The sequence below is a fragment of the Wolbachia endosymbiont of Pentalonia nigronervosa genome (assembly GCF_014534705.1).
Taxonomy (GTDB): Bacteria; Pseudomonadota; Alphaproteobacteria; order Rickettsiales; family Anaplasmataceae; genus Wolbachia.
Genome location: NZ_JACVWV010000002.1, coordinates 41,827 through 67,971, shown reverse-complemented (window position 1 = coordinate 67,971; position 26,145 = coordinate 41,827). Strand labels below are relative to the sequence as shown.

Below are 26,145 nucleotides of genomic sequence, written 5' to 3'. Positions count from 1 at the left end.
TCAATGATTTGTTTTTTGCTCATGTATTGCCTAAATAAAAAGAAATTAAAGTAATAGAAAAGAAAAATCAAATGAAAAGTTTATTACCACCAAATGCGACAAAACAAGAAAAAGCATTAGTTGAAGCGATAGACTATAGAGTAGATCCAAGAAGCATAAGAGGATTTAAGTTTAATCTTAAAGATGAAATATTGCCGTGTCTAATAGAGGAGTATGGCCTAGAAGAAATTTTGCTGTGGGTAAAAGACAAAAAGAAGGCTATAAAAGAAGGAGTAGAATTTCAGCGGTTAAGAGGAACACCTGCATCTTTAAAAATAGCTCTGAAATGGGCAAACATAGATGACATTACGATTATTGAAGAGCCACCCGGAAAGCATTTTTTTGAACTGCAAATAGGTATTCAAGATGTGCCAAATGACTTTTTTGTGGATGCAGTTGTAGAGTTGGCAAAATTATCACTCCCGGTAAGATCAAGACTAATGCGGATTTTTAATGATCATTATAATAGTCAAAGATTTATATTAGATGAAAGCTTTTTCGGAGATCTGCTTTCTGATTATTCAGGGGTAAAAGTAGCAAAAGAAGGACCAGTGCTGTCATTTGGTCGAAAGAATGCATTTGAGTTGAAAATCGCTAATCCAAGTTTCAAATTTGGTACATTTAGAGCTTATTATGAAAGAAATTACAGTAGCGATTTATATCGGTTAGATATAGCAATACTGGGGGAAACAGAGCCACACACAAAGAACTATAATGGCATATATGAGAGAAATCATCTGTGGTACAATTTCAAAGCATTATATCCTATCCCACAGCACTTACTTCCACCAATTAAGTTTGCTAAAGCACAGGTGGTATTATCAGATAGTTGGAAGTTGGGAGAAATAAACACTTGTTTTCCGGTTACGAGTGTAGAAGAAGAAGGAGGTGGGTTGTATTTAAGTGATAACAAACTATCTGAACAGCTTTGGAATTTAAAATATAATCCAATTTTAGAAAGATTCAGTGTTACCTATCACTACAAGGCAAAGAATTTTACTGATCAAAAAATAATAAAATCTAATTTAACAGAATATCACGTTAATTGTGAAAGTGATAAAAATTCAGAACAAAAAGATTCAATTCATGAACTAGCAAACCACATATTAGTATTTTATCCAGGAGTTTTGACCTGGCACGAGCACAAGCATCTAAATAGATCTTGGAGCAATGAACAGCCCATTTGTTATCATATTAATTATATAAGTTAATATATTAAAATAGATCTAATATTCCATCTTTAATTGTAAAAAATACCTTGCATTACTCGTTTAAATAGAATATAATTAAGTAATAGCAGTAAATAAAAGAAAAAAAGATGCTGCTTGAAAAGGTAAATTTTTAGTAAGAAATGGCGCAGAAAGGAAAAAGAATAAGATACAACCAAGAAACAAGGAATGATTTTCAGAAGGCGTTAAGGAAATTAAAGAAAAAATCATACGAAGGGATAAATGAAAAAGGAAAAAGTGGAGACACAATTTTACATCAAGCAGCAGGAATAGCAAATCAAAAAACGGTGAGGTTACTAATAGAGAAAGGAGCAGATGTAAATGCCAAAAATGAAAGAGAAGAAACACCGCTATATCGTGCAGCATGTATGAGGTGTGCAAAAAATGTAAGAGTACTCATAGAAAATGGGGCAAATGTGAATGCGGTAAATCTTATGGGATACACAGCACTGCATGTGGCATTGACAATGTCGACAAAGGGAGTAACAGAAGAATTATTGAAAGCGGGAGCAGATACAGAAATAAAGGATGTGCTAGGAGCAAAAGCAATAGTGTATGCAAACGAAGAATTTAAAGCCCTATTTGGTAAGAGAATAGGAATTCCATCAAAAAAAGAAACAGCAAAACATTGTGCAGAAGCACTTGTCCAATTACTAAGACTAGAGCCGAAGTTGACAGGGAAGATAACAGGAATAAAAGAAATGAAAGATGGGATAAAAAGAAAAGAAAAAGTAGTGAAGCACCTTTCAGGTATATTTAATGACAAAAAGGAAAAGTAAGTTTTATAAACCACAAACAAAAAAGGGGGATAAATGAGAGAATCTGTAGAACAGGAGATAATATCGTTATCAAAGAAAACTGTACCAGAACTAAAAGAGATGTACAGTGAACATTTTGCAACAGGTGCACCACCATATAATAAGAAGTATCTAATAGATAAGATAGCATACAGAATGCAAGAGATAGTGTATGGAAAATTGTCTAAAGAAGCAGAAAAAAAGCTTAATTACCTGGCAGATCGAGAAGAGGAAGGTAAAAAGGTAAGTAGTGAAAAACTACCTATAGCAGGAACAAGGCTTATGAAAGAGTACAAAGGAAGAAACCATGATGTTTTAGTGACAGATGTAGGGTTTATATACCAAGGACAGTTTTTTACGTCATTATCAGCAATAGCAAGGAAAATAACGGGAATGAGCTACAATGGACCACTCTTTTTTGGTTTGAGAAGTAATAAAAAGAATCTAACAAAAATAGGAGAAAAAGAATGAATAGAGAAGTAAGATGTGCGATATATACAAGGAAGTCAACAGAAGAAGGACTAGAAAAGGAATTTAATAGTTTAGAAGCACAACGCTTATCAGGAGAGAGCTATGGAATGAGTCGTCAGTTTGAAGGATGGGTGGTGATAGGAAAAAGATATGATGATGGAGGGTATAGTGGAGGAAACATGAAGAGACCAGCATTACAGGAGTTATTACAAGATATCAGAAGAAAACAAGTAGACTGTGTAATAGTATATAAAATAGATAGACTTTCAAGATCACTAATGGATTTTGCAAAGTTGTTGGAGTTATTTAATGATTATGGAGTGGTATTTGTAGCAGTATCGCAATCATTCAACACTACAAATACAACAGGAAGGTTAATGTTAAATATAATGATAAGCTTTGCGCAATACGAAAGAGAAATGACAATAGATAGGGTGAAGGACAAGGTAGAGGCATCAAAGAAAAAAGGAATGTGGTTAGGGGGCACAGTGCCTATTGGATTTGATGTAAAAGACAAAAAGTTAGTGATAAATGAAGAAGAGGCAGAAATAATAAAGCATATTTTTACAAGATTTATGGAGTTGAAATCAATAGGTCTACTGACTAAAGAACTGAATAATCAAGGATATCGAACAAAGATGTACGTTAAGAAGACAGGAACATATGGAGGAGGATTATATAGAATTGCAGGATTACGTTTAATAATAACGAATCCAATATATATGGGGAAAATAAGACATAAAGATAAAATTTATCAAGGAAAACATGAGGGAATAATAGAAGAAAAGATGTGGAATGAAGCACAAACTTTGATCAAGAGTCGAGCATATATAGAGGCAAAATATGAGGAGGGATTACTAAAAGGAAAAATACGTTGTCAGGCATGCAATATAGGAATGACATCAACATATACAAAAAAGAAAAACAACAAACGCTACAGATATTACGTATGCAACAACCATATAAAAGAGAAACATTGTCCATCAATAAATCGAACAATATCAGCGGGAGAGGTGGAAAGGATAGTGATAGAGAAAGTGAGATATATAAATGCTAAGAGAGGTTCAAAAACATTGGAAGAGATATGGGAAAATCTGTTTCCAATAAAGCAAGAGGAAATAATGAAGAAGTTGCTTAAGACTGTATGGGTGAGGGAAAATGGAATGGAGATATGTGTTGGAGTAAAGGGATTAGAAGAGATTAGGGAAGAATATCCAAGTAAAGAAGCAAAAGAAGATGGTATGGAATTTGAAGAAGTAAAAGGAGAAATATCACTTTTTGTACCGTGTAAGTTAAGAAGAAAAGCAGGTAGGTGCATGATATTAGAGCCAGAAAATGAGCCGTACACAAAGGCAGACAACACTTTATTAAAAGCGTTAGTAAATGCCCATTTATGGCAACGTCAGTTAGATAGGGGAGAATATGCAAACATAACGGAACTGTGTGAAAAGAACAAGAAAACAAAATACCCACATAGAATCTTGCATTTGAATCTTCTGGCACCAAAAATAAAGGAGGATATTTTAAATGGAAAACAGCCACGACATCTGAAACTGATAGACTTTAGAAAGAAGGGAGGAATACCATGGCTGTGGAATGAACAATTTGAAAAGTTTTATCGTTATCCACAAAATATTAATATACTAAAAAGGTTATGTAAAAAAAAGTGATTGACGTATAATTTAATGATAGTTAAGATATACTTGGTTAATAAGGGGGTTATGTGCCAAGTTTTTTTGATAAGCCGTTTGAAGAACAAGTAGAAGCAATAATGAAAACGGTTGATTTAAAGCTTCTGCAAGCACTTATTGGTACAAGAGGGGAGTGTTAAATAAACCATACGCGTTAAGTTAAGGAAAATCGAAAGTAAAGCTGATGAGAGAAAAGAAATAATAAGGTATAAGTTCTCTTGGATAACTTAATAGAGAGAACTTATAATGAATAGAATAGCATGCCTATCAAAAAAACTCAAAAATTTCTTTAATGAAAAAGCAGATGAAGTATCAAAAGACGTAGGATTTATAAAAAGGAAGAGAAAACTTAGGGGTTCATCGTTTATAAAAGCAATAGTTTTTGGTAATATAGGAGTCAACAACTGTAGTATAGAAACGATGTGTCAGTTATTAAACGAAGATTCAATAAAAATAACAAAACAGGGCTTGGATTACAGATTTACAGAAGAGGCAGTAGAGTTTATGAAGAGAATGTACAATGAGTCTTTAGCGATATTCAAAAATAGCTTACAAATCGATTGTAAAATTTTAAAACAGTTCAAAGGTGTCAAATTATTGGACAGTAGTTACATTAGCTTACCAAATAATATGGAAAGTATGTACAAAGGGTACGGCACTAGCTACAGTGGTTATGAAAGCAATACTAAATCTGGTGTAAAATTACAGGTACTTTTTGACTACCCAAACCAGACGCTAGATCAACTTAATATAACAGAAGGAATCAGGTCAGACCAAGGTTACAAAGGTCATTTAAGCAGTATATCAGATGGAGATTTGCTAATATCAGATCTAGGCTACTTTGTGCCAAATTCTTTTGAGCAGATCAGTCAAGCAGGAGCTTATTTTGTGAGCCGTTGATACGAATATATATGATGTAGAAACAAATCAAAAAATAGATTTACTGGAGTGTTTAGAAGATCAATCTTTTCTAGAGAGGAAAGTACTGTTAGGAAAAGAAACGAAGGTTAAAGTAAGAATTGTATGTAAAAAATTAACTGAAGATGGCCCGAAGAAGAAAAGCTAATAGGTTGGCAAAATCGCAAGGGTATACATCTTCTCAAAGAAATCAAAAGCTACTAAATTGGTCAATATTTGTAACTAATGCTCCAGAAAGTAAGATTAATGCTGAGCAAATATTAGCAATTTACCGGGTAAGGTGGCAAATTGAACTATTGTTTAAATTGTACAAGAGCCACGCTAGGATCGATATCCTTAAAGGAAAGCCGCATAGGGTATTATGTGAATTATATGCTAAATTATGTGCAGTTCTTATATTCCATGGTGCAGTCAGTTGTGTAGAGCTAGAAAAGCATACAGAGCTTAGCTTAACTAAAGCATTTATTGAGCTAAAACGGAGAATTAGAGAACTATTTTTAGTGCTAAATAACAAGATTAACGATTTGAAGATCTTCTTAAAAAAGCTCATCACAGCTTGGTCGCAAATTTCCATAAAGGACAGGTATAGGAAAACAAGAATATCCACCTTAAGCTCTCTACGTTCCTTAACTTGACGCGTATGGTTTATTTTACACTCCCGCATTTAGCAGTATGAATCATGAATCAGTCGCTGGACCTTCTTGGAAAAAGTGAATGGTTGAAATATAGTAAGTTTATTTTTATAAGAAACCCTACTCTTCAGCGTGACAAAATTTTTAATTATTAACTTAAGGCTTTATACGGTTGAGAACAGAGTTCTAAAGTTAATGTATTATGTAAAAATTTAGGTATTTTACGAAAAATAATAAAAGGCGAAGGGCAACATGTATAGCAGGGAAAAGCAGGCTATTATTGGGGATTTTACGATTACATCAAATCTAATATAGACGAGTTCGAAAGATAGTGTGGTGGCTGAGGAGGGATTTGAACCCGCGACCAAGAGATTATGATCCTCCTGCTCTACCACTGAGCTACTCAGCCTGATTGAAAACCTTATTGTATATGTAATCTACATGTTTTGTATAATATTTTAAGTCAAACAGAGATTCAAGTTTCTCTGATTTAATAGTTGTAAGTAATTGTTTTAACTCAGTAAGAAAATCACTGTTATTTTGCTTCACTTTCATAGCACTATTTTGCACAATTTTGTACGCTTCCTCCCTAGTTAATCCAGAGTTTACAAGCTCAAGCAGTACACGTTGCGAAAAAATCAAACCTTGTGAAGAATTTAAGTTCTTTGCGATACTTTCTTCATTAATAATCAAATTATCTATCAAGTCTGTTAACCTAAATAAGGCAAAATCCATAGCTATACATGCATCAGGTGCAATACACCTTTCAACAGATGAATGTGATATATCCCGTTCATGCCATAATGCAACATTTTCTAATGCAGGAAATACATAGCTGCGTACTAAGCGTGATAGCCCTGTTAAATTTTCACTTAAGATCGGATTACACTTATGTGGCATAGCAGAACTTCCCTTCTGTCCAGTCGAAAAGTATTCGGAAACTTCATTAATCTCATTTTTTTGTAGATGGCGAATTTCAATAGCTATATTCTCTATAGAGCTTGCAATAACTCCCAAAATTGAAAAAAACATAGCATGCCTATCACGAGGAATAACTTGAGATGATATAGTTTCTGGTATTAGACCCATCTCTTTTGCCACATATGCTTCAACAGATGGATCTATATTGGCAAAATTACCTACTGCACCTGATACTTTGCAAGTTGAGATTTCTTTTTGTGCTGCACTTAATCTTTGGTAATTACGTTTAAATTCAGCATAAAACCTAGCAAATTTTAACCCAAGAGTTGTTGGCTCTGCATGCATTCCATGACTGCGTCCAATGCATATTAAGTACTTATAGTCCTCTGCTTTTTTTTTCAGCACTACAAGTAAATTTTCTAAACTGTGTAGCAAAATATTACATGATTCTTTTAACTGTACTGCAAGACACGTGTCTAGAACATCAGAGCTTGTCATTCCATAGTGGAGATAACGAATATCAACATCAACCTGTTCAGCTATATAGGTTAAAAATGCAATAACATCGTGTTTAACTGTAGACTCAATTTCATTGATACGCTTAATATTAAAGTTAATAACACTAGAAAGCTTCTTAACCACATCACTTGGAATATCAACCTGAGCTTCACATGCTAACTCCTCTATTCTAAGCCATATTTTAAACTTATTATTTTCTTCCCAAATGGAAGACATTTCTTTACGGCTATAGCGAGGAATCATTAGCTTCGGTATCTTCTTCTTGTTTTTGATTTTGTGATTTTATTTTCCTTAATTCAACTGCATCTGTTTCAGATTTTACAACATGCACAGCAATCTGTACTACTACTTCACTATGCAACCCCAGATTTACTTGATACTCACCTAAACTTCTAATGTTTACTCCATTGAAAAACAGACTACGATGATCCACCGTACATCCTTCTTGTAACAAAGCTTTTGCGATTTCACGTGTTGTTACAGAGCCGAAAATCCTTCCATCTTCTGAAGCTTGCTTTACTAATACTACAAACTTATCATGCAATGATAATGCTACTTCTTTTGCTAAATTCAATTTTTTCTTGTCTTCTTCTTCTAATAGCGAACTCTCTTCCTCCAACTTTTGCAAATTTTCTTTAGTTGCCCTAACTGCTTGTTTCTGTGGGAAAAGAAAATTGCGTGCATAACCTGGTTTGACTTTAACAACTTCACCAAATTTACCTAAAGTTCTTATACTTTCCTTTAAAATTACTAACATACATTACCTACACTTTCTTACTACAATACGGTAAAATAGCTAAAAAACGCGCTCTTATTACTGCAAGACGTAACATCCTTTGCTTTTTTGCACATACCCCTGTTAATCTACGTGGTAATATTCTACCATAATCAGAAGTAAATTTGGATAATAAATCCTTATTCTTATAATCTATATCTTCTTCTGAATATTCAGCAAGTGGGCAAACCCTTGAACGCCGAAAGCCTGTTCTATTGCTCACAGAAAAATAAGAATTACTAAAGTTATTTCGTCTTTTCATACACTTTGCTCCTCAACTTGTTTACTCATTATATGAGATTGCCCATCAAAAACCTTATCAACTTGTACAGATAAATAACGGATCACATTCTCATTAAGTTTCACCTTACGTATAAATTCATCCATAATATTGGGCATAGAGCTTATACATAAGATACAATAATGACCACTCTTCATCTTGTTAATTGGATATGCAAAATCTAGAAGACCCCAGTGTTCATATTTTATCAAACATGACGGCTCTATGTTCTTGAGAAGCTTCTCTAGTATTCCACTTAGCTTATCCCCATCACTTTCTAGAGCACTTAAATTCTTTAGTGCACACTTCGATATATTCTCCCGTAAAACAGCCATTGCATTATTAATGAATGTACTTTTAGTAGTAAGATCTATATTTGATACCAATTCAAGTCCTTTAAAGGTACTCTTTAATTCGTTGTTAATTTTTGCTTTTACTTCCTTTAAATTAGAAAGATCTTCTTCCAATTCGGTCCACAGTGTTTTTACAACATTCCCTAAAATATCAGAGCAAGTCATTAACGTTTCTTGAACTGCTTCGGAATACTTCTCTGATAACTCCTGCTTTGCAAGCTCTTTTCCTCGAAGACTTTTAACTTCATTTAAAATAGCTTCCACTCTAATATCTTTCAGTAAAACAGCTAGCTCCTGTACCATTCCTTCCACTTCTTGCTGTAATAATCCTTGTTGTGCTATAAAAGTAAATTCATAAAGATTCACTATCTCTTCCTTAAATATCAATAAATATCTTAATTATATAAAGCTTTTTTATATAAGCAAGTCATTTGTATGAATTTCTATGTCTTTAACCCAAGCTAAGCTAGATATTTCATGAATAGTGTGAAGGGTAATTAAATATGTATCTGGTAATAATGCACTCACTTTATGTTTTTCAAGAATAAGCTTCAGCAACACATTAGCCCTTCCTCCACTTTTTAATGTTGAGTGTAATTTCATAGCAGCTTTGTCTGAATCAGCATAATCAATGGTTAAAGTTAAACCTTTTATAGTGGCAGTAATTCTCTCTTCAAGTCCGAATATGTGTTTGCCTATCAATCTTGTTGTGTTCTCTGAAGTTTCAAGTTCAACTATTACAAACGTTCCAGGAGAAAATAAGTACCTTTTTTCTTCTATTATTTCGTTGTTATAAAATGCTATTTCGGAGACATTATAAGGATCAGAAAGTATTATAATCATAAATCTTCCACGCTCTGAAGTCCTAACACGTACATTCAGTATTACCCCTGCAGTTTGTGTTGTTTTACTTTGACCGATAAAGCCAATATTCAATTTTTCTAAAAAAACTTTGAATTTTTCAAGTGGATGGTTGGTTAAATAGAATCCTAATGAAAATAATTCGTGCTCTAATTTTTCTTCTTCATCAAAATCTTCCACACTCACCAATTTCGGTTTTAAAACTTCAAGATTGCCAAAAAGGGCAGACTGGCTAGATTCTCTATCCTGCTTGCTTTTATTGGCAAAATAAATCAGTGTGTCCATCGACTCATATAGTTGTTTTCTGTTCTCATGTATATTATCACAAGCTCCAGATTTTATTATGCTCTCTAGCGCTCTTTTATTTATAACAGGTCCTGAATTCTGAATAAATTCCCATATGTCTTTATATGGACTCACACGTTCATTTACTATTCCTTGTGCTATGGAAAATCCAACGTTTCTCAAAGCAGCAATACCATAACGAATACACTTACCCTCTATGGAAAATTCAGCTTCGGATTTGTTTATATCAGGAGGAAGAACAGCAATGCCATTGGACCTTTTTTGCAACTCAATTTCTGATGGCAATTTTGTTGTCGAAGCTGATCTACGCTCCTCAAATACATCCAAGTATTCTGCAGTGCTCGCTTGCACTTCTCCTAAAAATTTCTTACCATAAATTGGTTCCGAAAGAGGTCTATTGGATTTTTTATGAGACCCAATAACCTTGCTGGATTTTGCTGCATGATAAAATGTGTTCAGTTTATCTCTATCATCGATGTTTAAATTCATTAATGTTGTAAAAAACTCCAATGGGTAGTTGGCTTTAAGGTATGCAGTTTGGTAAGATATCACTGCATATGCAGCAGCATGGGATTTATTAAATCCATAGCCGGCAAATTTTGCTACAAGGTCAAAAATGTAACTTGCTCTATCATAATCAACACCGTTTTTTGTAGCACCACTCACAAAAAGTTCACGCTGTTTATCCATTTCCTCTTTGATTTTTTTACCCATAGCACGCCTTAACAAATCTGCTTCTGCAAGGCTATACCCAGAAAGAATACGTGCTATTTCCATCACCTGTTCTTGATAAATTATTACCCCAAACGTTTCCTTAAGTACTCCTTCTAACAGTGGATGAATATAGTCTGGTTTTTCAAGACCATACTTTCTTGCAACATAAGTTGGAATATTGTCCATAGGACCTGGACGATAAAGGGAAATCAATGCAATGATATCTTCAATGCAATCTGGCTTCAATTTTATTAGAGCTTCCCTCATTCCTGACCCTTCAAGCTGAAACACGCCTATTGAGTCTCCACATGAAAGCATTTCATAAGTTGCTTTGTCATCTAAAGGTATAGAAGAAATATCAATTTTTTTCTCTTCACGATTAATCAAATTACAAACATGATTTATTAATGTAAGCGTGCCAAGACCAAGAAAATCAAATTTTATCAATCCTGCTTTTTCAACATATTTCATGCTATATTGAGTAATTGGCAGAGCTGAATTTGGGTCGTAATACACAGGGATGAAATTCTCCAATTTTTGATCACATATTACAATTCCAGCTGCGTGTGTAGAAACATGCCGATATATACCTTCAAGCCTTAGTGATATATCAAGAAGTTTGGCAATGATTTCGTCGCTATCACGTTCTTTTTGTAAATTTTGGTCCAATTCGATTGCTTGTGATAAAGTAACGGGGTTTACTGGGTTAAATGGAACCATCTTGGAAATTTTATCAACTTGAGAGTAAGGCATTTGTAACACCCTACCTACATCGCGTAATACCGCTCTTGCTTGCAATTTACCAAAAGTAATTATTTGAGCAACATAACCATACTTTTTTTGAACATAATCAATCACCTGATCTCTTTTCTCTTGACAAAAGTCGATATCAAAATCAGGCATCGATACACGATCTGGATTTAGGAATCTTTCGAATATTAACCCAAATTTTATAGGATCAAGATCTGTAATTTGTAAAGACCAAGCAACAATTGATCCAGCACCGGAACCTCTTCCTGGACCAACCGAGATCCCATTTGCCTTACTCCAACGTATGAAATCAGAAACGATCAGAAAATAACCAGCATAATTCATCGAAGTTATTACACTTAATTCATAATTTAATCTGTCATAGTACTGTTTGAAATTGATCGCGTCTCCTTTCTCAATGTCAGCCGGAATGTGAAATTTTCCGATGCGCAGCTCAAGCCCTAAAATTGCTTGTTCCCTTAATTCATCATTTTCAGTTTTGTTCTCTCTACAAGGAAATTTAGGCAAAATAGGTTTTCTGCTTCTTGGCATGTAGGAACATCGTTGTGCTATTACCAAAGTGTTGTGAATTGCCTCAGGGATATCTCGAAATAATTCCCCCATTTCTTTTACAGATTTGAAGTAATGTTCAGTAGTCGATTTTTTTCTATTATCTTCTAAAGCATAACTTCCCTCAGATATGCATGTTAGTATGTCATGAGCCTCATGATCAGATCTATTCGTAAAAAAGACATCATTTGTTGCAACAAGTGGAATATCATGCTGATAGGCAAAACCTATAAGAGGTTTTTCCAGCTCCAGTTCTTCACTCAATCCGTGACGTTGTAATTCAATATACAAATTGTCACTAAATGCTGATATTAATCTATCAATAGCTTCTTCATCGCTTCTTAGTAATAGTTGTGTTAATATTCCATCATATCCACCAGTTAAAGCAATTAAACCTGTACTTAAGCTCAATAATTCATTAAAATCAATATAAGGAACATCACTATTACTTTTACGTTTCCTGAAAGATTCACTTACCAAAGTAACTAAATTAGCGTATCCCTGTTCATCTTTTGCAATTAACAATATAGATAAATTCTGATCAAAATGTTTAACTGTAACATTACAACCAATTATTGGCTGTATTCCCTTAGATGCAGCATATTCAGCAAACTCAAGCGAGCCAAATAAATTGCCGGAGTCAGTAATCGCAACTGCTGGCATTTTATTGTGCAGACAAAGAGCAATCAATTCCTCAATTTTGACAGAACTTTCAAGTAATGAATAAACGCTATGAACACGTAAGTGTATAAACATAAAAGGTTTTAAATAAGCTATGAAAGAATAGCACTAATTTATGTGTGTAGCTATAAACTAAAGCTTAAACCAGAAAGCCAACAAAGCAAGTTGTTGGCATTTTAGATATACTACATGCCTAATTAATACAAAAAATCTGTTCTGCAGAGTCTTGAAATTCCGCAACCGCTTGTATTATTTTTGAACTAGGTATCGTTCTAGATTTATCTTCTTTGGTTATTTGATTTGCAATATGTTGTATTACTTCTGTTTTGGCTTCTACAGGATCACAATTTTTTTCATTATGAACGTGTAAAAATGTTTTACATTCTGTGTTGCGTATATTGGATATAATACAAATCATCATTAACCCTAAAGCTAATAATGTAGGTACCATTGCTGTATGAAGGTTTATATATAATGCTGGACTAAATATTTGAGAATAGCTTAACTCAGAAGACATAGCATGCGTTAAGAGAAGAGTAATATTTCCAAAAACTAAAGCTGTAAATAAGACTGGAACAGCCATTCTGCGATTACTGACAGCGCATAGCCAATCAGACATAAAGTGTCCTTTGACTATTTTTCCTCCTGATATAGAAAAGCTTTTATCGGTTTCGCTCTCAAGTGTTTGTAATTGGAAGTAAGAACGAGTACCGTTGCTTCTATCTATCATTATGTATTTTATCAGCTTATCATTTGGTAATTTTTCTAATACTTCTGCTAAAACTTTACTATGGTCTCTCTCTGTGATTTTATGTTCCTTTGTGCGAAAACTTTGAATGAGCGCCCAACATCCAAAGAGTGCAAGAGATGCCAATACGACACCACCGAGTATATTAAAAGCATTTATTCCGTTATGCATATTAACCAATTCAATAAGTGGTTTAGTCATAGATGCAACACTTAACATAGTTATTAAGGCTGTAAACGGCATGATAATCTTCTTTTTTGTCATAAGATACTTCACTTTCTGCCAAAATCTGTTTGTTTTTTCATCTGATCCGATTAATTGCCTAGTGGAATCATTAGTATCACTTTTATTCAGGTCGTTACTTGAAGTATCGTCACCAAGGTCATCATAAGCAGGTGGCGTCGTGCTATTAGATCTTTGCCCATTGCTGCCATTGGAATTAACCTCTTCAAAAGAGCTATTTTCATTTGAGCTACTTGTACTATTTGATCTACTTGCATTAGGTGATGCACTATTATTACCCTCTCTCTTTTGTGCAGATGGAGCGGAAGTTCTTTTGGCAGGTATAGGAGGAGAATCTGATGAATTGCCGCCATTGGAATCAGTTGTGTCAAGAATTATTGGGAGGCCTGAAGAAGAAAGTGGTTGATTATCGCTATCAGCCTTAACTACAACAAAAGAGGCCTCTGTGTTTTGTTGTGTATTTTCGTTATTAGTCCCTGTATTTCGTGCGCTTTGCATATCTACCTCCAAAGTTAATGATAATGCTGTGTTAATTACGTTATAATTATTAAGATCAAGTAAATACTAATTTACAAATAACTGAATTTCTAGGTGCATGGTCTAAAGTATTGAAAGTTATAGGATAGTACATTTTTCTGATAAAAGTAACAACATCTAATGTTTTAATTTCACTTTATAAGTTTTTTATTTATAATTTATCATGATATATAGTTAAGATAAAAATGGCATTAAATCCACTAGATCAGTTTAGGGTATATACTCTAGCAGAGCTACCTAACTTGTTTGGGTATGACATAAGTTTTACTAACTCATCGCTTTTTATGATGATTTCAGTAATACTAGCAGCAATGTTTTTATTGATTGGCGTAAGAAAAAACTCAGGGTATTTCCAAGCTTCAGTTGAATATATTTACGAATTTGTTGTTTCAATAATAGAAGGTAATACCGGTAGTAAGGGGCTGAATCACATCCCTTTGATATTCACAGTTTTTATTTTTATCTTGTCATGTAATTTAGTTGGCATTCTTCCTTACGCATTCACAGTAACAAGTCATATAAGTGTAACCTTTGCTTTATCTATGATTGTTTTTATCTACGTAACAGTTGTTGGGTTCAAAGAGAGAGGATTGGAGTTTTTATCTATATTTTTGCCTAAGGGTACTCCGCCTTGGCTTGCATGGTTAATAGTAATTATTAAATTATTTGCTTATTTAGTGAGGCCGGTGAGTTTATCAGTAAGGCTTGCAGCAAATATGGTTGCAGGACATACAATTATCAAGGTAATAGCATGGTTTATCGTTAATATGAATATATTCTTAACTCCTATACCATTCTTTTTCGTAGTTGCATTAATAGGGTTTGAAGTATTTGTTGCAATTTTACAAGCTTATATATTTACTATATTGACATGTGTATATCTGTCAGATGCAGTAAAGTGATTGACTCTTTTCATAGGATAATATATAATTATGTTATGAAAAAATTAATAAAGGATAGTATATGGATTTGGCAGCTTTAAAGTTTATAGCAATTGGGTTAGCGGTGTTTGGTATGTTAGGGGCTGGTTTAGGTATAGCCAATATCTTTTCTGCCATGCTAAATGGAATCGCAAGAAATCCTGAATCAGAAAGCAAAATGAAAAGTTATGTCTATATTGGTGCTGGTATGGTTGAAATTATGGGGTTACTTGCATTTGTACTTGCAATGTTGTTAATATTTGCTGCTTAGCATGCCACAGCTTGATATATCAACTTTTTTTTCTCAAGTTTTTTGGTTTTTAACCTTTTTTTCTTTGCTTTTTTGTGTAGTAAGCTGTTTATTTTTACCAAAATTAGATAATATAATATACACTAGGAACAAAGAGGTAGTAGATTCTTTGAATAGTTCCCTTTGTCTTTTAAGGTTTACAGAAGATATGGTGAATAAATACAATGCAGCTTTGCATCAAGCTAAGATGCAAGCAAAAAAGATCATGGATGATGCACTTGTACAAGTAGAAGAAATGAGAGCTGATGTTCAAAATCTGCTAGCAGAGGAAAAGAAGAAAATGAACGAGCTTGTTAAGGAAGGAATAGCAAAATTTAAGGTTGAGTACATAGAGGAGTTAAAACAAATGTCTGTTGGTATTGCATTAATTTATTATACTAAATTGACTAACTCTAAAGCTAAAGAAAAACTTCTTGTCAATCTAGTATCTAAAGAATTTTAAGTGGAGGGTATATGTCTACATCACTGGTTATAAATATTGCTTTTTGTGTTGGTGTTATTCTTTCTTACAAGTTGCTTAAGAGAATAATAACAAAAGCGCTCAAAAAAAAACGTAGTAGTGAAAGTATTGGAAATTGTAGCGATCAAGAGTTTCAAAGAAGAGTAATGGAATACTATAAACATGCTTCTAAGGAATATAATGATTTGAATGGTAAGGTTGAAGCACTATTCAAGGATGTATACAAAAGTGCAAGTGATATTATTGAGCGCAATAAAAAAAGAATGAATGAAGAATTAAGTAATAGTACTACTGCCAATGCAAAACAGGTTTCTGACCAGGTGGCAGAAGCTAAAAAGGAGTTAAAGGCACACACAGCTGATATTGCTGCCAAAGTTGCAGCAGAAGTGATGAAAGGACATCAAAATGGTAAACGGAAGAGTGAGGTTATATCTTCACTTTCACGTGATTTAAGTAAAAAATTGCATTAGCTTTCATGCAACAACAGCCTATATTACAAATTGATAATATATGTTGTGATTTTAGCTTATGTAAAGAAACAGAGAAGCTTTTTTACTACAAATTTCATGTCATTCCTTGGCAAAAATTAAACAAAATTACCTTTTTTATAGTGGAAGATATCATTCCAGATGTTATCGGTTGGATTGAGCTTCATTATGGAATTAATTATATATTGATAAAAGCAGGTGACAATCAAATTGTGGATCTTCTTAACTCACACTTTGGCGTCTCAGAATTTGCAAGCAACTACTTATATTATAAAAATCCTAGTTTTTCAGCTAAAAATATAAAACTGGGTTCCATAGCTTATGCTTCTTTCGCAATCATAGTTTCAATTTTAACATTGGTAGAAAAATCCGCATATTTTGCTTTAATGTTGATATTTATAATCTGGTGTTCTAGCTCTTTATTTAAATTTATAACTACGATTTGTGGTTTGTGTAGAACGCCCAATAAAAAAGTAGATTTCAACCTTGAGAATTTTCCTGTGTATACTATTTTGCTGCCTGCTTTTAAAGAAAGTGCAGTGATGCCACAATTAATTGACAGTATCGAGAATTTGGACTATCCAAAGTCAAAATTAGATGTGAAGCTCTTAATAGAAAGTGATGATCAAGAAATGCTTAAGGCTATAAAAATGTATGCTCTACCACGATATTTTGAAGTAATCACTGTACCTCACTCTTTCCCTAAAACAAAAGCTAAAGTGTGCAATTATGCCATGTGTTTTGCTAAAGGAAAGTATATAGTAATATATGATGCAGATGATAAACCAGACCCATTGCAGTTAAAAAAAGCGTTAATTGAATTTAATGAAGGTGATGAAAAATTAGCATGCGTACAAGCTCGATTAAATTATTATAACTACAACCATAATTTCCTAACAAAATTTTTCTCTCTGGAATATGTAAACTGGTTCTATTATTTGCTACCTGGGCTGCAAAAAATGAATATGCCAGTACCTTTGGGTGGTAGCAGCAATCATTTTTTAGTAGAGGCTTTAAAAAAAGCTTTTTTTTGGGATGCTTATAACGTCACTGAAGATGCTGATCTAGGTTTGAGACTTGCACAAATGGGCTACAAAACTAAGATGATTGATTCAGAAACTTTAGAAGAGTCTCCCACTACCATATTTGCCTGGATTAAGCAAAGAGCACGTTGGATTAAAGGATACATGCAAACTTATGTTGTCTGTCTAAAAAATATAACAGGGTTAAGAGGAATGTTATTGCTAAACCTCTTTGTTGGACCTACAGCATTTATATTCTTCACTGCTCCATTTTTATTGCTTTCATCGAAATTTTTGAATGAGTTGTTTCTATATTATTTCATAGTAGCGTATATAACTAACTCTATCCTTTTGATAATAGCAGTTAAGCAACAAAAAATGCCTTACTATTTTTACATAGTATCAATATTTTTTCCAGTATATAGGTTACTGCATAGTGTTGCAGCTTTTCTTGCTTTATGGGAATTTATAATTTACCCTCAAAAATGGAATAAAACTAGCCATGGTTTATGGAAGAAAAGCAGTCAAAAATTGTAGCCATTTGGCTTGTTGTATGTTGTGCTATGGTGATTCTTATAGTGGGAATTGGTGGATTTACCAGACTTACACGAGCAGGATTATCAATCACTGAATGGAAACCTGTTACTGGTATATTACCACCACTAAATCAACAAGACTGGATAAAAGAAAAATCAAAGTACGAAGCCACACCTGAATATAAAGCTTTCAATTACGGCATGGGCATGCAAGAATTTCAGGTTATATATTTGACAGAATATGTGCACAGATTAATTGCAAGATTTACAGGATTAATCTTTATATTACCATTTATATATTTCACACTAAAAAAAAAGATATCTAAAAAAGTAGTTATGAAGCTATCCATAGTGCTACTGCTTGGAATACTACAAGCATTTGCAGGTTGGTATATGGTTAAAAGTGGGCTAGAAACTATACCTCATGTTAGTCACTACAGGCTTGCATTTCATTTACTGTTAGCACTGATAATTTTTGCATTACTATTGCATCAATTCTTTGATTATCAAATAAAACCGCAAAAAAAGAGATTTAAAGTTAACATAAATTGCATCAAAATTACTTTGATTCTAATTATAGCGCAAATGGTTTTTGGTGCATTTGTTGCAGGATTAAATGCTGGGTTAATTTATAATACCTTTCCGCTGATGGAGGGAAAAATTATTCCCAGTGGGTTACTTCATTTACAACCTCTCTGGTTAAATTTTTTTGAAAGTAGAGTCACAGTGCAATTTATACATAGATCACTAGCATTGTTAATATTGATTTTAACAGCAATGCTAACGGTAAAAAATACCAACGCAAAACCATTATACATCATGTTATTTTCTGTGATTATTCAAATGATCTTAGGAATAGCTACTCTATTGTTGCAAGTGCCAACAGCTATTGCCATATTACATCAAGTATTTTCATTTATCTTGCTTGCATCAGGTTTATATTCTTATGCTGTTTTAAAATAGACCTCTTTCAAAATTCATATCAACAATTCGAAACTGTAAATTCCAGCAATCAAATCTCCATTTTTTGCACTTCACACCCGAAAATAGTAATATATGCTCTCCCATTTTGGAAAATCACTTAGCAGATTGATAGCCACTTTTCAGTACATATAACACCCCACAAAATGTATCATATGGGTCTATTGACCGCGGTCTTGTTTTCTTTTTTGTGCTCTCCAAAATTGGTTTGATTTTCTTCTGACTCATGTCACTCGGATAACTTTTGCGCATAGCTTACCTCTTTTTATCTATTCACACTTTACCTCATTTCCCTGAGATTTTAAACAGGTTCTGAATGCCTTATAGGCTAATGGAGCAAATTTGTGCTCCATTAGCAATATACTATAGATACTAGAAGCCGCCCATTCCGCCTCCACCCATAGGAGATGAAGAATTATCGTCTTTACTTGGTACATCAACTATCATAGATTCAGTAGTTATTAGCATACTTGCAACAGATACTGCTGTTTCAAAAGCAATACGTACTACCTTTGCCGGATCGATTACACCAGCTGTAAATGCGTTAGCGTAATTCATAGCTTCAACATTATAGATGAGCTCCTTGTCATTCTGTTTTATCAGATGATCAGTTACAATAGCAGGCTCAAGACCAGCATTTTTAACTAGCTTTCTAATTGGAGCGCTGAGAATTTTCTTGATGATATTAATGCCTATTTGTTCTTCATCACTTCCGCTTTTTAATTTCTCAAGAGCAGATGCGGCATATAGAAGAGCAACTCCACCACCAGGCACTATGCCTTCTTCAATTGCAGCTCTTGTTGCATGCAATGCATCTTCAACCCTGTCTCTACGCTCTTTAACTTCAACTTCAGTTGCTCCACCAACCTTTAATACAGCAACTCCACCTGATAACTTCGCTAAGCGTTCTCTTAGCTTCTCTTTATCATAATCAGAAGTTGAGGTTTCAATTTGAGACTTGATCTGCGCAATTCTACTTTTCACTTTTTCAGATTCACTGTTTTCACTAACAACTGTAGTATTGTCTTTAGTGATTTTAACATTCTTAGCAGTACCAAGATCTTCGAGAGTTAAATCTTCCATCTTAATCCCTAGCTCGTCTTTTATAACGTACTTAGCACCAGTTAAAGTTGCTATGTCCTCGAGCATTTCTTTTCTTCTGTCACCAAAGCCAGGAGCTTTTACTGCTGCAACTTTTAAGCCACCACGCAGTTTATTGATCACTAAGGTACTCAGTGCTTCACCTTCAATATCCTCTGCAATAATAAGTAGAGGTCTACCAGATTTTACAATAGCTTCAAGAATAGGTAATAATGGTTGTATTATGTTCAATTTCTTTTCTGTAATTAAAAGATATGGATCATCAAGCTCCACAATCATTTTCTCATTATTTGTAATAAAATATGGAGAAAGATAACCGCGGTCAAACTGCATACCAGTAGTAAGCTCAACTTCTAATTCTTTAGAGCCTTTACTTTCTTCAACAGTAATTACACCTTCTTTACCAACTTTTTTCACAGAGTCAGCAATACTGTTTCCTATATCTTTATCACCATTTGCAGAAATGATCGCAACTTGCGCTACCTCATCCATCTTCTCCAAAGAAATTGTGCGAGACATCGATGCAATTTCTTTTAATATCACATCTTTTGCCTTCAGCATTCCATTCTTAATACCTACACGATCACTACCCGCAGCTATTGACTTTGAAGCTTCCATTACCATCTTGCTAGTCAGTACAGAGCATGTTGTTGTACCATCACCAACTTTATCATTACATTGAGAACAACTTTGAGCAAAAATACTTGCTATTGCCGCATTCAATGGTTCTTCAGGTTTAATATTTTTCATTACCTTATAACCATCTTTTGTTACCTCTGGAGCACCATAAGGCTTACTAATCCCTACTGTTAACCCCTTAGGCCCACCAGTTATCCCTACTGTTGAGTATACTACTCCTGCAACTTCGCGAACAACATTTTGTAGTTGTTCACCTGATATTACTATATTCGCCATTTTATCACCTCTTGTTATTAATAAAAAACTTATTTATTGCGCTTAAAAAAATTATTTGATGATAGCAATTATGTCAGATTCCTTCATAACAATAAGCTTCTCACCATCATGTTCTATTTCTGTGCCAGCCCATTGACGATAAAATACTTTATCACCGACTTTAACAGTAAGAGCTGTACGTTCACCATTTGCATTACGTGAACCTTCACCAGTAACTATAATTTCACCTTTTGTTGGTTTTTTTTCAGCACTTGACGGAAGTACAATCCCACCTTGTTTTTCTTCACTGATAGGCTTTATTAATACACTATCATCTAATACTCTTAAGTTTACATTTGACATTTGTTTCTCCTCATACAACAAACTAATCTATTAAGTTATATAACACTTATAAATTAGATTTCAAGGGCCAAAACTGAAAAACTAAAGAGAGTCAGGTTAAAAAAAAGACTAGAGATTGTAATAATGTATAAACTCTGTAGGATGTATAGTCATTTCTATGCTTTTTATCTCTTCGCGCTTTTTTTCTATATATTGATCAATCTGCTCGTTGGTAAACACTTCTCCTCTAAGTAGAAATTCTCTATCATTACTCAACATTTCTAGTGCTTCACCTAAAGACCTTGCGGGTTGTTTCTCTATTTCATTAAGATTAACTTTATTTTGTATGCCATCAAGACCTGCCATAAGTATAGCAGCAAAGCAGAAATAAGGGTTTGCTGTTGGGTCCGGAAAAGACAATTTGGATTGTAAAAAAAGATCTGGTAGGTCGATCAGTCTCCTATAGCTATTTGTGGTTGGATTGGAATAAGCATTAATCGCTTTTATGTGTTTCATAATTCCACCCATATAGTACAGATAGTTTTCAGAATTTTCCAATAAGTCCTCGTTATTTTTTAACAGTGATTGATATAAATACAAGCTGTTTTGTGCTATTGCCTTAGGCATAAAAGTTGCTGTTTTGCCATAAGATTGAGCAACATTACGTATTACATATTTAGATTTTTGCACACTATCAGCACAATTCAAAAGTCTACTGCTATCAACTCTTATTAAGCCTTGAAAAGGTGAAATTTTTTTATGATATAGTGAATTTTCTATACCGCTTTCCTGCATCATTAGCAATATTTCTGACCTTAAATCAGACAATGGATCCATTGCAGAAGTGGAATCAAAACTCCCATGATTATGTTTTTTTACACTCAAGTAATTTTCTACAGGACTCAAACTTACATGCGAATTGTATTGGCTAACTCTGAATTGTACTTCGTCAAAAATAGAAAATCCTATTTCAAACCCGCATAGAACTTCATCTGCTATTTTTGTTGATAGAAAATAATCATACGCCTTCTTAGCTACTGACCGTGAGTCATGCATGCATAGTACAACAGCTGTTGGTTGCACACAAAACGGATCAAGAAATATTGTTTGTAAATCTGGCACTAGATCTATTTTGTTTTCATCTAGCCTATCAGCATTATATGTAGTACTATGAACCTTCCCAATTAAGTCTGTGAAGCGGAAATCAACAAACTTTACTGAATTTTGCTCTAAAAATTTTCTCAAATCAGACATATTTAAATAATAATGACATTATATAATTTATATGAATTTTAATTTGATTAAAATAAATAAAAGCTGTATTAATATTACAATAATAAAACGATCCCGTAGCTCAGTCGGCAGAGCACCTGACTTTTAATCAGGTTGTCGCGCGTTCGATTCGCGCCGGGATCACTCAGGGGCTTTGTGATTGTGTTAAAGATAGAAGATAGAATATTTACTAACCTAAGTGGTAAAGGAAGTCCATTGTTGAGTAGTGCAAAAAAACGTGGAGCTTGGAAGAAAACCAAGGATTTATTAGACTTAGGTGCAGAAAAAATTATTGATGAAGTGAAAAAATCTGGGCTAAGAGGTCGCGGAGGTGCAGGATTTCCAACTGGTTTAAAATGGAGTTTTATGCCTAAAAAGAGCTCTCAACCAGTGTATTTAGTTGTTAACGCAGATGAATCAGAGCCAGGCACGTGCAAAGATAGGGATATTTTACGCTATGAGCCACATATGTTGCTTGAAGGAACTTTGCTAGCTGGAAGAGCTATTAATGCATCGGTTGCATATATCTATATCCGAGGAGAGTTTTATAATGAATATTTGATTCTAAAAGAAGCACTAGAGGAGGCTTATAAAGAAGGTCTGATTGGCAAAAATGCCTGCAAGTCAGGTTATAACCTTGATGTGTTTATTCATAGAGGTGCAGGTGCATATATATGCGGGGAAGAAACAGCTCAACTTGAATCGATAGAAGGCAAAAAAGGATTTCCTCGCATGAAACCACCTTTTCCTGCAAGTGTTGGACTTTTTGGTTGTCCGACCACAATAAATAATGTTGAAACTATAGCTGTGGTTCCAGATATTCTCGATCGTGGAGGCGAGTGGTTTGCTTCCCTTGGCAAACCGAATAACACTGGCACTAAGATATTTTGCATTTCAGGACATGTAAACAACCCGTGCAATGTTGAAGAAGAAATGGGAATCTCATTACGTGAATTGATTGAAAAACATGCGGGTGGAGTGCGAGGTGGGTGGGATAACTTGCTTGCTGTGATACCTGGCGGGTCTTCAGTGCCACTCATTCCAAAGTCTATATGCAATACTGTGGAAATGGATTTTGATTCCCTCAAAGCAGTTCAATCTGGACTTGGTACCGCCGCAGTAATAGTGATGGATAAATCAACTGATATTATAGCCGCAATAGAGAAACTATCTCATTTTTATATGCATGAATCTTGTGGGCAATGCACGCCGTGCCGTGAAGGTACTGGATGGATGTGGAGAATTATGAAAAGGATGGTAACAGGAGATATTCAGCACGATGAAATAGACAAGTTGCTTGATCTTACAATTCAAGTAGAAGGACATACAATCTGTGCATTGGGAGATGCTGCAGCTTGGCCAATTCAAGGACTAATAAGACATTTTCGTGATGTCATCGAAGATAGAATTTCATACAATTGTTCTGATAGATAATCATGTACACAAGAGCCAATCAATGAAAATACAAAATATTATCTCCCTTATTATGATACTGTCTTTAGCAGCTGCTGATATGGCAACTGATCTTTATTCAGTAGCATTATCTAACATTGCCGATTATTTTAAGGTAGAAGGCAGTATAGTACAGCTTACGATCAGTTTTAATATAATGGGAATTGCTATATCTGGATTAATTTACGGACCATTATCAGATCATTATGGTAGACGTCCAATTATGTTGATTGGTATGGCTATTTTTGCTTTTGCCAGTATTTTGTGTTGCATAGCTAATAATATCACGTTTTTAATATTAGCTCGCTTCATTCAGGGAATCGGATCAGGTGTTGCAGGTGTTATAGGGTATGCTGCGATTAGAGATATGTATTCAGGTAATGAATATTCTAGGGCAATTTCAAAATTAAATATAGTAGTAGCACTTTCACCTGGCATAGCCCCAGTAATAGGTAGCTATATCATATCACATGGCTATGACTGGCATTTTCTGTTCATCATTATATCTTTAGCAGCAATTATTATGCTTGGCTTCATTTATTTTAAATTACAAGAGACGCTGGTTATTAATGAAAATAAAGCTAGCATAGGCAACATAGTTATTAGCATTTTTACGCAATATTTACTGGTATTTCGAAATTATCGTTTTCTTGGATTTGCTGCTATACAAGGGTTAACTTTTATGTGGCTCTGGGCATACATTGCAAACTATCCTTTTATATTCGAGTCTATGGGTGTTGAGGTGCAATATTTTGGGTACCTCATATCGATTGTTATTGTATTTTTCGTAATAGGTGCACTAATTAACAGAAAATATGTAATAAAAATAGGAATGAATAAAATGCTAATTATAGGGTTAATATTGCCTATAATATCAGACGGTTCATTACTATATTTTTATTTCACTAATAAATTGAATATATACATATTTGAAGCTGCTTGGATTGTAAGTAATATGGGTCTTGCCTTTATAATAAGTAATAATGTAACTTTTGCTTTAGAAGCTATAAAAGATATAGGTCTTGGCAGTGCACTCATCTTATTCTGGGACATGATGCTCGGGTCTGTTGGAATATATATAGTAGGAAAATTCTTTCACTATGGTATTTTGTCAAACCTATTGTTAACTGTTGGATGTTCTATCATTGCAATTATAATACATGGTCTTCTTCAATATAATGAGATAAAATGGTTATTTAAAAGATCACATTAAGTGTGCTCTTGATGTGCTGGAAACAAATAGACTTTATATATTGTGGATGGTTTTAAAATTGACTTTTACTTAATTACGGAACTATACTATGGGGCGGGTAATTAGCTCAGTTGGTAGAGCACTTGCTTGACGTGCAAGTGGTCGCTGGTTCGAATCCAGTGTTACCCACGTTTCATTGATGTAAAGATTTGATATGACAGCAGTGCATAATGGGCAGTATTCAGTAGCGCAATCTAACCGCTTAATCTATTCTATAATAATTATAGCAATAACCATGTTAATAGAAGTAGCAGGTGGAATAATTTCTCACTCGCTTGCTCTATTATCAGATGCAGGGCATATGCTTACAGACCTCTTTGCTTTAATTTTGAGCTGGTTAGCACATAGATTTTCAACCAAAAAATCCGATCTACAGAGATCATATGGATATCACAGGTTACAGATAATAGCAGCGTTTGTTAATGGATTAACGCTATTCTTTATCGCAATAATTATCGTCATTGAGTCAATAAAGAGGTTTATTCATCCTGTTGAGGTTGAATGGAAAGTAATGTTAGTGATAGCCCTATTTGGCCTCATTGCGAATATAGCAGTTTTTTTTATATTACATAGCAAATGTGAAGATAACATAAATATAAGAAGTGCAATGCTACATGTTGCAGGAGATATTTTAGGCTCTATAGCAGCTATATTTGCATCTGTAGTTATAATGCTTACTGGATGGGAAGTTGCAGATCCACTCCTATCAGTGTTTGTGAGTGTAATAATTTTAAATAGTGGCTATAAGATTATCAAAAATTCTTGCCATATTCTCCTTGAAGGTACACCTGAAGGTATATCTGCTGAAAAAATAAAGAGTCACATCATGTTAGAATTACCTGAAGTAATAGACGTGCATCATATACATACATGGTCACTTTCTGATCATTACTTTATAATAACCATGCACGCTAAAATACAGCAGAAAGTGCAGCATACTACTATTCTATATGATATAAAAAAAATACTGTTAGATAAGTTTGGAATTGCACATTCCACCGTTGAAATCGAATATGACGAGTGTTCAGATAATAAAAGACTTACAACCGATTGACGTAATAAAGAAATATTTCTCATATA

At 34.0% G+C, this 26,145-nt stretch carries 23 protein-coding genes, 3 tRNA genes and 1 pseudogene; 16 read left to right on the top strand and 11 right to left on the bottom strand.

What is annotated here, in order from left to right:
* The first annotated feature begins 71 nt into the window (after positions 1–71).
* The 5 genes and pseudogenes from IC220_RS00680 (at position 72) to IC220_RS00660 (ending at position 5,780) form a co-directional block, all read left to right on the top strand.
* A complete protein-coding gene (locus IC220_RS00680; RefSeq protein ID WP_188152684.1) occupies positions 72–1,250 on the top strand; it encodes a phage tail protein in 1,179 nt (392 codons plus the stop codon).
* Between the two features lie 140 nt (positions 1,251–1,390).
* Positions 1,391–2,047 (top strand): ankyrin repeat domain-containing protein, encoded by a 657-nt coding sequence (locus IC220_RS00675; protein ID WP_188152683.1) that lies wholly within the window; start codon positions 1,391–1,393, stop codon positions 2,045–2,047.
* Positions 2,048–2,080: 33 nt separating this feature from the next.
* Positions 2,081–2,536 carry a DUF2924 domain-containing protein gene (locus IC220_RS00670; RefSeq protein ID WP_188152682.1) on the top strand — a complete coding sequence of 152 codons (456 nt, stop codon included), beginning with the start codon at positions 2,081–2,083 and terminating at the stop codon, positions 2,534–2,536.
* Positions 2,533–4,206: a recombinase family protein gene (locus tag IC220_RS00665; RefSeq protein ID WP_188152681.1), complete on the top strand. Its 1,674-nt coding sequence runs from the start codon at positions 2,533–2,535 to the stop codon at positions 4,204–4,206. The genes IC220_RS00670 and IC220_RS00665 overlap by 4 nt, the downstream gene beginning before the upstream one ends.
* A gap of 267 nt (positions 4,207–4,473) precedes the next feature.
* Positions 4,474–5,780: pseudogene (locus IC220_RS00660) on the top strand (IS4 family transposase).
* A gap of 331 nt (positions 5,781–6,111) precedes the next feature.
* Here the strand turns inward: IC220_RS00660 and IC220_RS00655 are convergent.
* The 7 genes from IC220_RS00655 to IC220_RS00620 all read right to left on the bottom strand — a co-directional run bounded on the left by IC220_RS00655 (position 6,112) and on the right by IC220_RS00620 (position 13,996).
* Positions 6,112–6,186 (bottom strand) — tRNA-Met (locus IC220_RS00655).
* The gene (gene purB, locus IC220_RS00650) at positions 6,177–7,460 is read right to left on the bottom strand and encodes an adenylosuccinate lyase (RefSeq protein WP_188152680.1); all 1,284 of its coding nucleotides are present in this window, start codon (positions 7,458–7,460) and stop codon (positions 6,177–6,179) included. Before purB ends, IC220_RS00655 begins: the two co-directional genes overlap by 10 nt.
* Positions 7,444–7,974 carry a 50S ribosomal protein L9 gene (gene rplI / locus IC220_RS00645; protein ID WP_188152679.1) on the bottom strand — a complete coding sequence of 177 codons (531 nt, stop codon included), beginning with the start codon at positions 7,972–7,974 and terminating at the stop codon, positions 7,444–7,446. Before rplI ends, purB begins: the two co-directional genes overlap by 17 nt.
* A 7-nt stretch (positions 7,975–7,981) precedes the next feature.
* A complete protein-coding gene (gene rpsR / locus IC220_RS00640; protein ID WP_188152678.1) occupies positions 7,982–8,254 on the bottom strand; it encodes a 30S ribosomal protein S18 in 273 nt (90 codons plus the stop codon).
* Positions 8,251–8,991, bottom strand: a complete 741-nt coding sequence (gene rpsF, locus IC220_RS08170) for a 30S ribosomal protein S6 (protein WP_410543317.1) — start codon at positions 8,989–8,991, stop codon at positions 8,251–8,253. The genes rpsR and rpsF overlap by 4 nt, the downstream gene beginning before the upstream one ends.
* A gap of 48 nt (positions 8,992–9,039) precedes the next feature.
* Entirely contained in the window at positions 9,040–12,582 is a 3,543-nt protein-coding gene (dnaE, locus tag IC220_RS00625) for a DNA polymerase III subunit alpha (RefSeq protein ID WP_223158715.1), read from the bottom strand.
* 118 nt (positions 12,583–12,700) lie between these two features.
* The gene (locus tag IC220_RS00620; RefSeq protein WP_188152677.1) at positions 12,701–13,996 is read right to left on the bottom strand and encodes a hypothetical protein; all 1,296 of its coding nucleotides are present in this window, start codon (positions 13,994–13,996) and stop codon (positions 12,701–12,703) included.
* Positions 13,997–14,220: 224 nt separating this feature from the next.
* On the opposite strand from IC220_RS00620, the gene IC220_RS00615 reads away from it, so the two are divergent.
* The 6 genes from IC220_RS00615 to IC220_RS00590 all read left to right on the top strand — a co-directional run bounded on the left by IC220_RS00615 (position 14,221) and on the right by IC220_RS00590 (position 18,734).
* Positions 14,221–14,937, top strand: coding sequence for a F0F1 ATP synthase subunit A (locus tag IC220_RS00615; RefSeq protein WP_188152676.1), 717 nt, complete (start codon positions 14,221–14,223; stop codon positions 14,935–14,937).
* Between the two features lie 61 nt (positions 14,938–14,998).
* Entirely contained in the window at positions 14,999–15,226 is a 228-nt protein-coding gene (locus IC220_RS00610; protein WP_188152675.1) for a F0F1 ATP synthase subunit C, read from the top strand.
* A gap of 1 nt (position 15,227) precedes the next feature.
* Positions 15,228–15,707, top strand: a complete 480-nt coding sequence (locus IC220_RS00605) for a F0F1 ATP synthase subunit B family protein (protein WP_188152674.1) — start codon at positions 15,228–15,230, stop codon at positions 15,705–15,707.
* Positions 15,708–15,718: 11 nt separating this feature from the next.
* Positions 15,719–16,195: a hypothetical protein gene (locus IC220_RS00600; RefSeq protein ID WP_188152673.1), complete on the top strand. Its 477-nt coding sequence runs from the start codon at positions 15,719–15,721 to the stop codon at positions 16,193–16,195.
* A gap of 5 nt (positions 16,196–16,200) precedes the next feature.
* The gene (locus IC220_RS00595) at positions 16,201–17,772 is read left to right on the top strand and encodes a glycosyltransferase family 2 protein (RefSeq protein WP_188152672.1); all 1,572 of its coding nucleotides are present in this window, start codon (positions 16,201–16,203) and stop codon (positions 17,770–17,772) included.
* Positions 17,745–18,734 carry a COX15/CtaA family protein gene (locus IC220_RS00590; protein WP_188152671.1) on the top strand — a complete coding sequence of 330 codons (990 nt, stop codon included), beginning with the start codon at positions 17,745–17,747 and terminating at the stop codon, positions 18,732–18,734. Before IC220_RS00595 ends, IC220_RS00590 begins: the two co-directional genes overlap by 28 nt.
* 114 nt (positions 18,735–18,848) lie before the next feature.
* On the opposite strand, the gene IC220_RS00585 is transcribed toward IC220_RS00590, so the two are convergent.
* The 4 genes from IC220_RS00585 to IC220_RS00570 form a co-directional block, all read right to left on the bottom strand.
* Positions 18,849–19,004 carry a hypothetical protein gene (locus IC220_RS00585; RefSeq protein ID WP_188152670.1) on the bottom strand — a complete coding sequence of 52 codons (156 nt, stop codon included), beginning with the start codon at positions 19,002–19,004 and terminating at the stop codon, positions 18,849–18,851.
* 120 nt (positions 19,005–19,124) lie between these two features.
* Entirely contained in the window at positions 19,125–20,768 is a 1,644-nt protein-coding gene (gene groL, locus IC220_RS00580) for a chaperonin GroEL (protein WP_188152669.1), read from the bottom strand.
* A gap of 51 nt (positions 20,769–20,819) precedes the next feature.
* Positions 20,820–21,110 (bottom strand): co-chaperone GroES, encoded by a 291-nt coding sequence (locus IC220_RS00575; RefSeq protein ID WP_188152668.1) that lies wholly within the window; start codon positions 21,108–21,110, stop codon positions 20,820–20,822.
* Between the two features lie 108 nt (positions 21,111–21,218).
* The gene (locus tag IC220_RS00570; RefSeq protein WP_188152667.1) at positions 21,219–22,343 is read right to left on the bottom strand and encodes a type I glutamate--ammonia ligase; all 1,125 of its coding nucleotides are present in this window, start codon (positions 22,341–22,343) and stop codon (positions 21,219–21,221) included.
* 89 nt (positions 22,344–22,432) lie between these two features.
* Between IC220_RS00570 and IC220_RS00565 the strand changes: the two genes are divergently transcribed.
* From IC220_RS00565 to IC220_RS00545, 5 genes are all read left to right on the top strand, one after another.
* A tRNA-Lys gene (locus tag IC220_RS00565) sits at positions 22,433–22,505 on the top strand.
* Positions 22,506–22,523: 18 nt separating this feature from the next.
* Positions 22,524–23,795 carry an NADH-quinone oxidoreductase subunit NuoF gene (gene nuoF / locus IC220_RS00560; protein WP_188152666.1) on the top strand — a complete coding sequence of 424 codons (1,272 nt, stop codon included), beginning with the start codon at positions 22,524–22,526 and terminating at the stop codon, positions 23,793–23,795.
* Positions 23,752–25,026: a multidrug effflux MFS transporter gene (locus tag IC220_RS00555; RefSeq protein ID WP_458695325.1), complete on the top strand. Its 1,275-nt coding sequence runs from the start codon at positions 23,752–23,754 to the stop codon at positions 25,024–25,026. Before nuoF ends, IC220_RS00555 begins: the two co-directional genes overlap by 44 nt.
* Before the next feature lie 95 nt (positions 25,027–25,121).
* Positions 25,122–25,194 (top strand) — tRNA-Val (locus tag IC220_RS00550).
* Between the two features lie 25 nt (positions 25,195–25,219).
* Positions 25,220–26,119: a cation diffusion facilitator family transporter gene (locus IC220_RS00545; RefSeq protein ID WP_188152665.1), complete on the top strand. Its 900-nt coding sequence runs from the start codon at positions 25,220–25,222 to the stop codon at positions 26,117–26,119.
* Positions 26,120–26,145 lie beyond the last annotated feature (26 nt).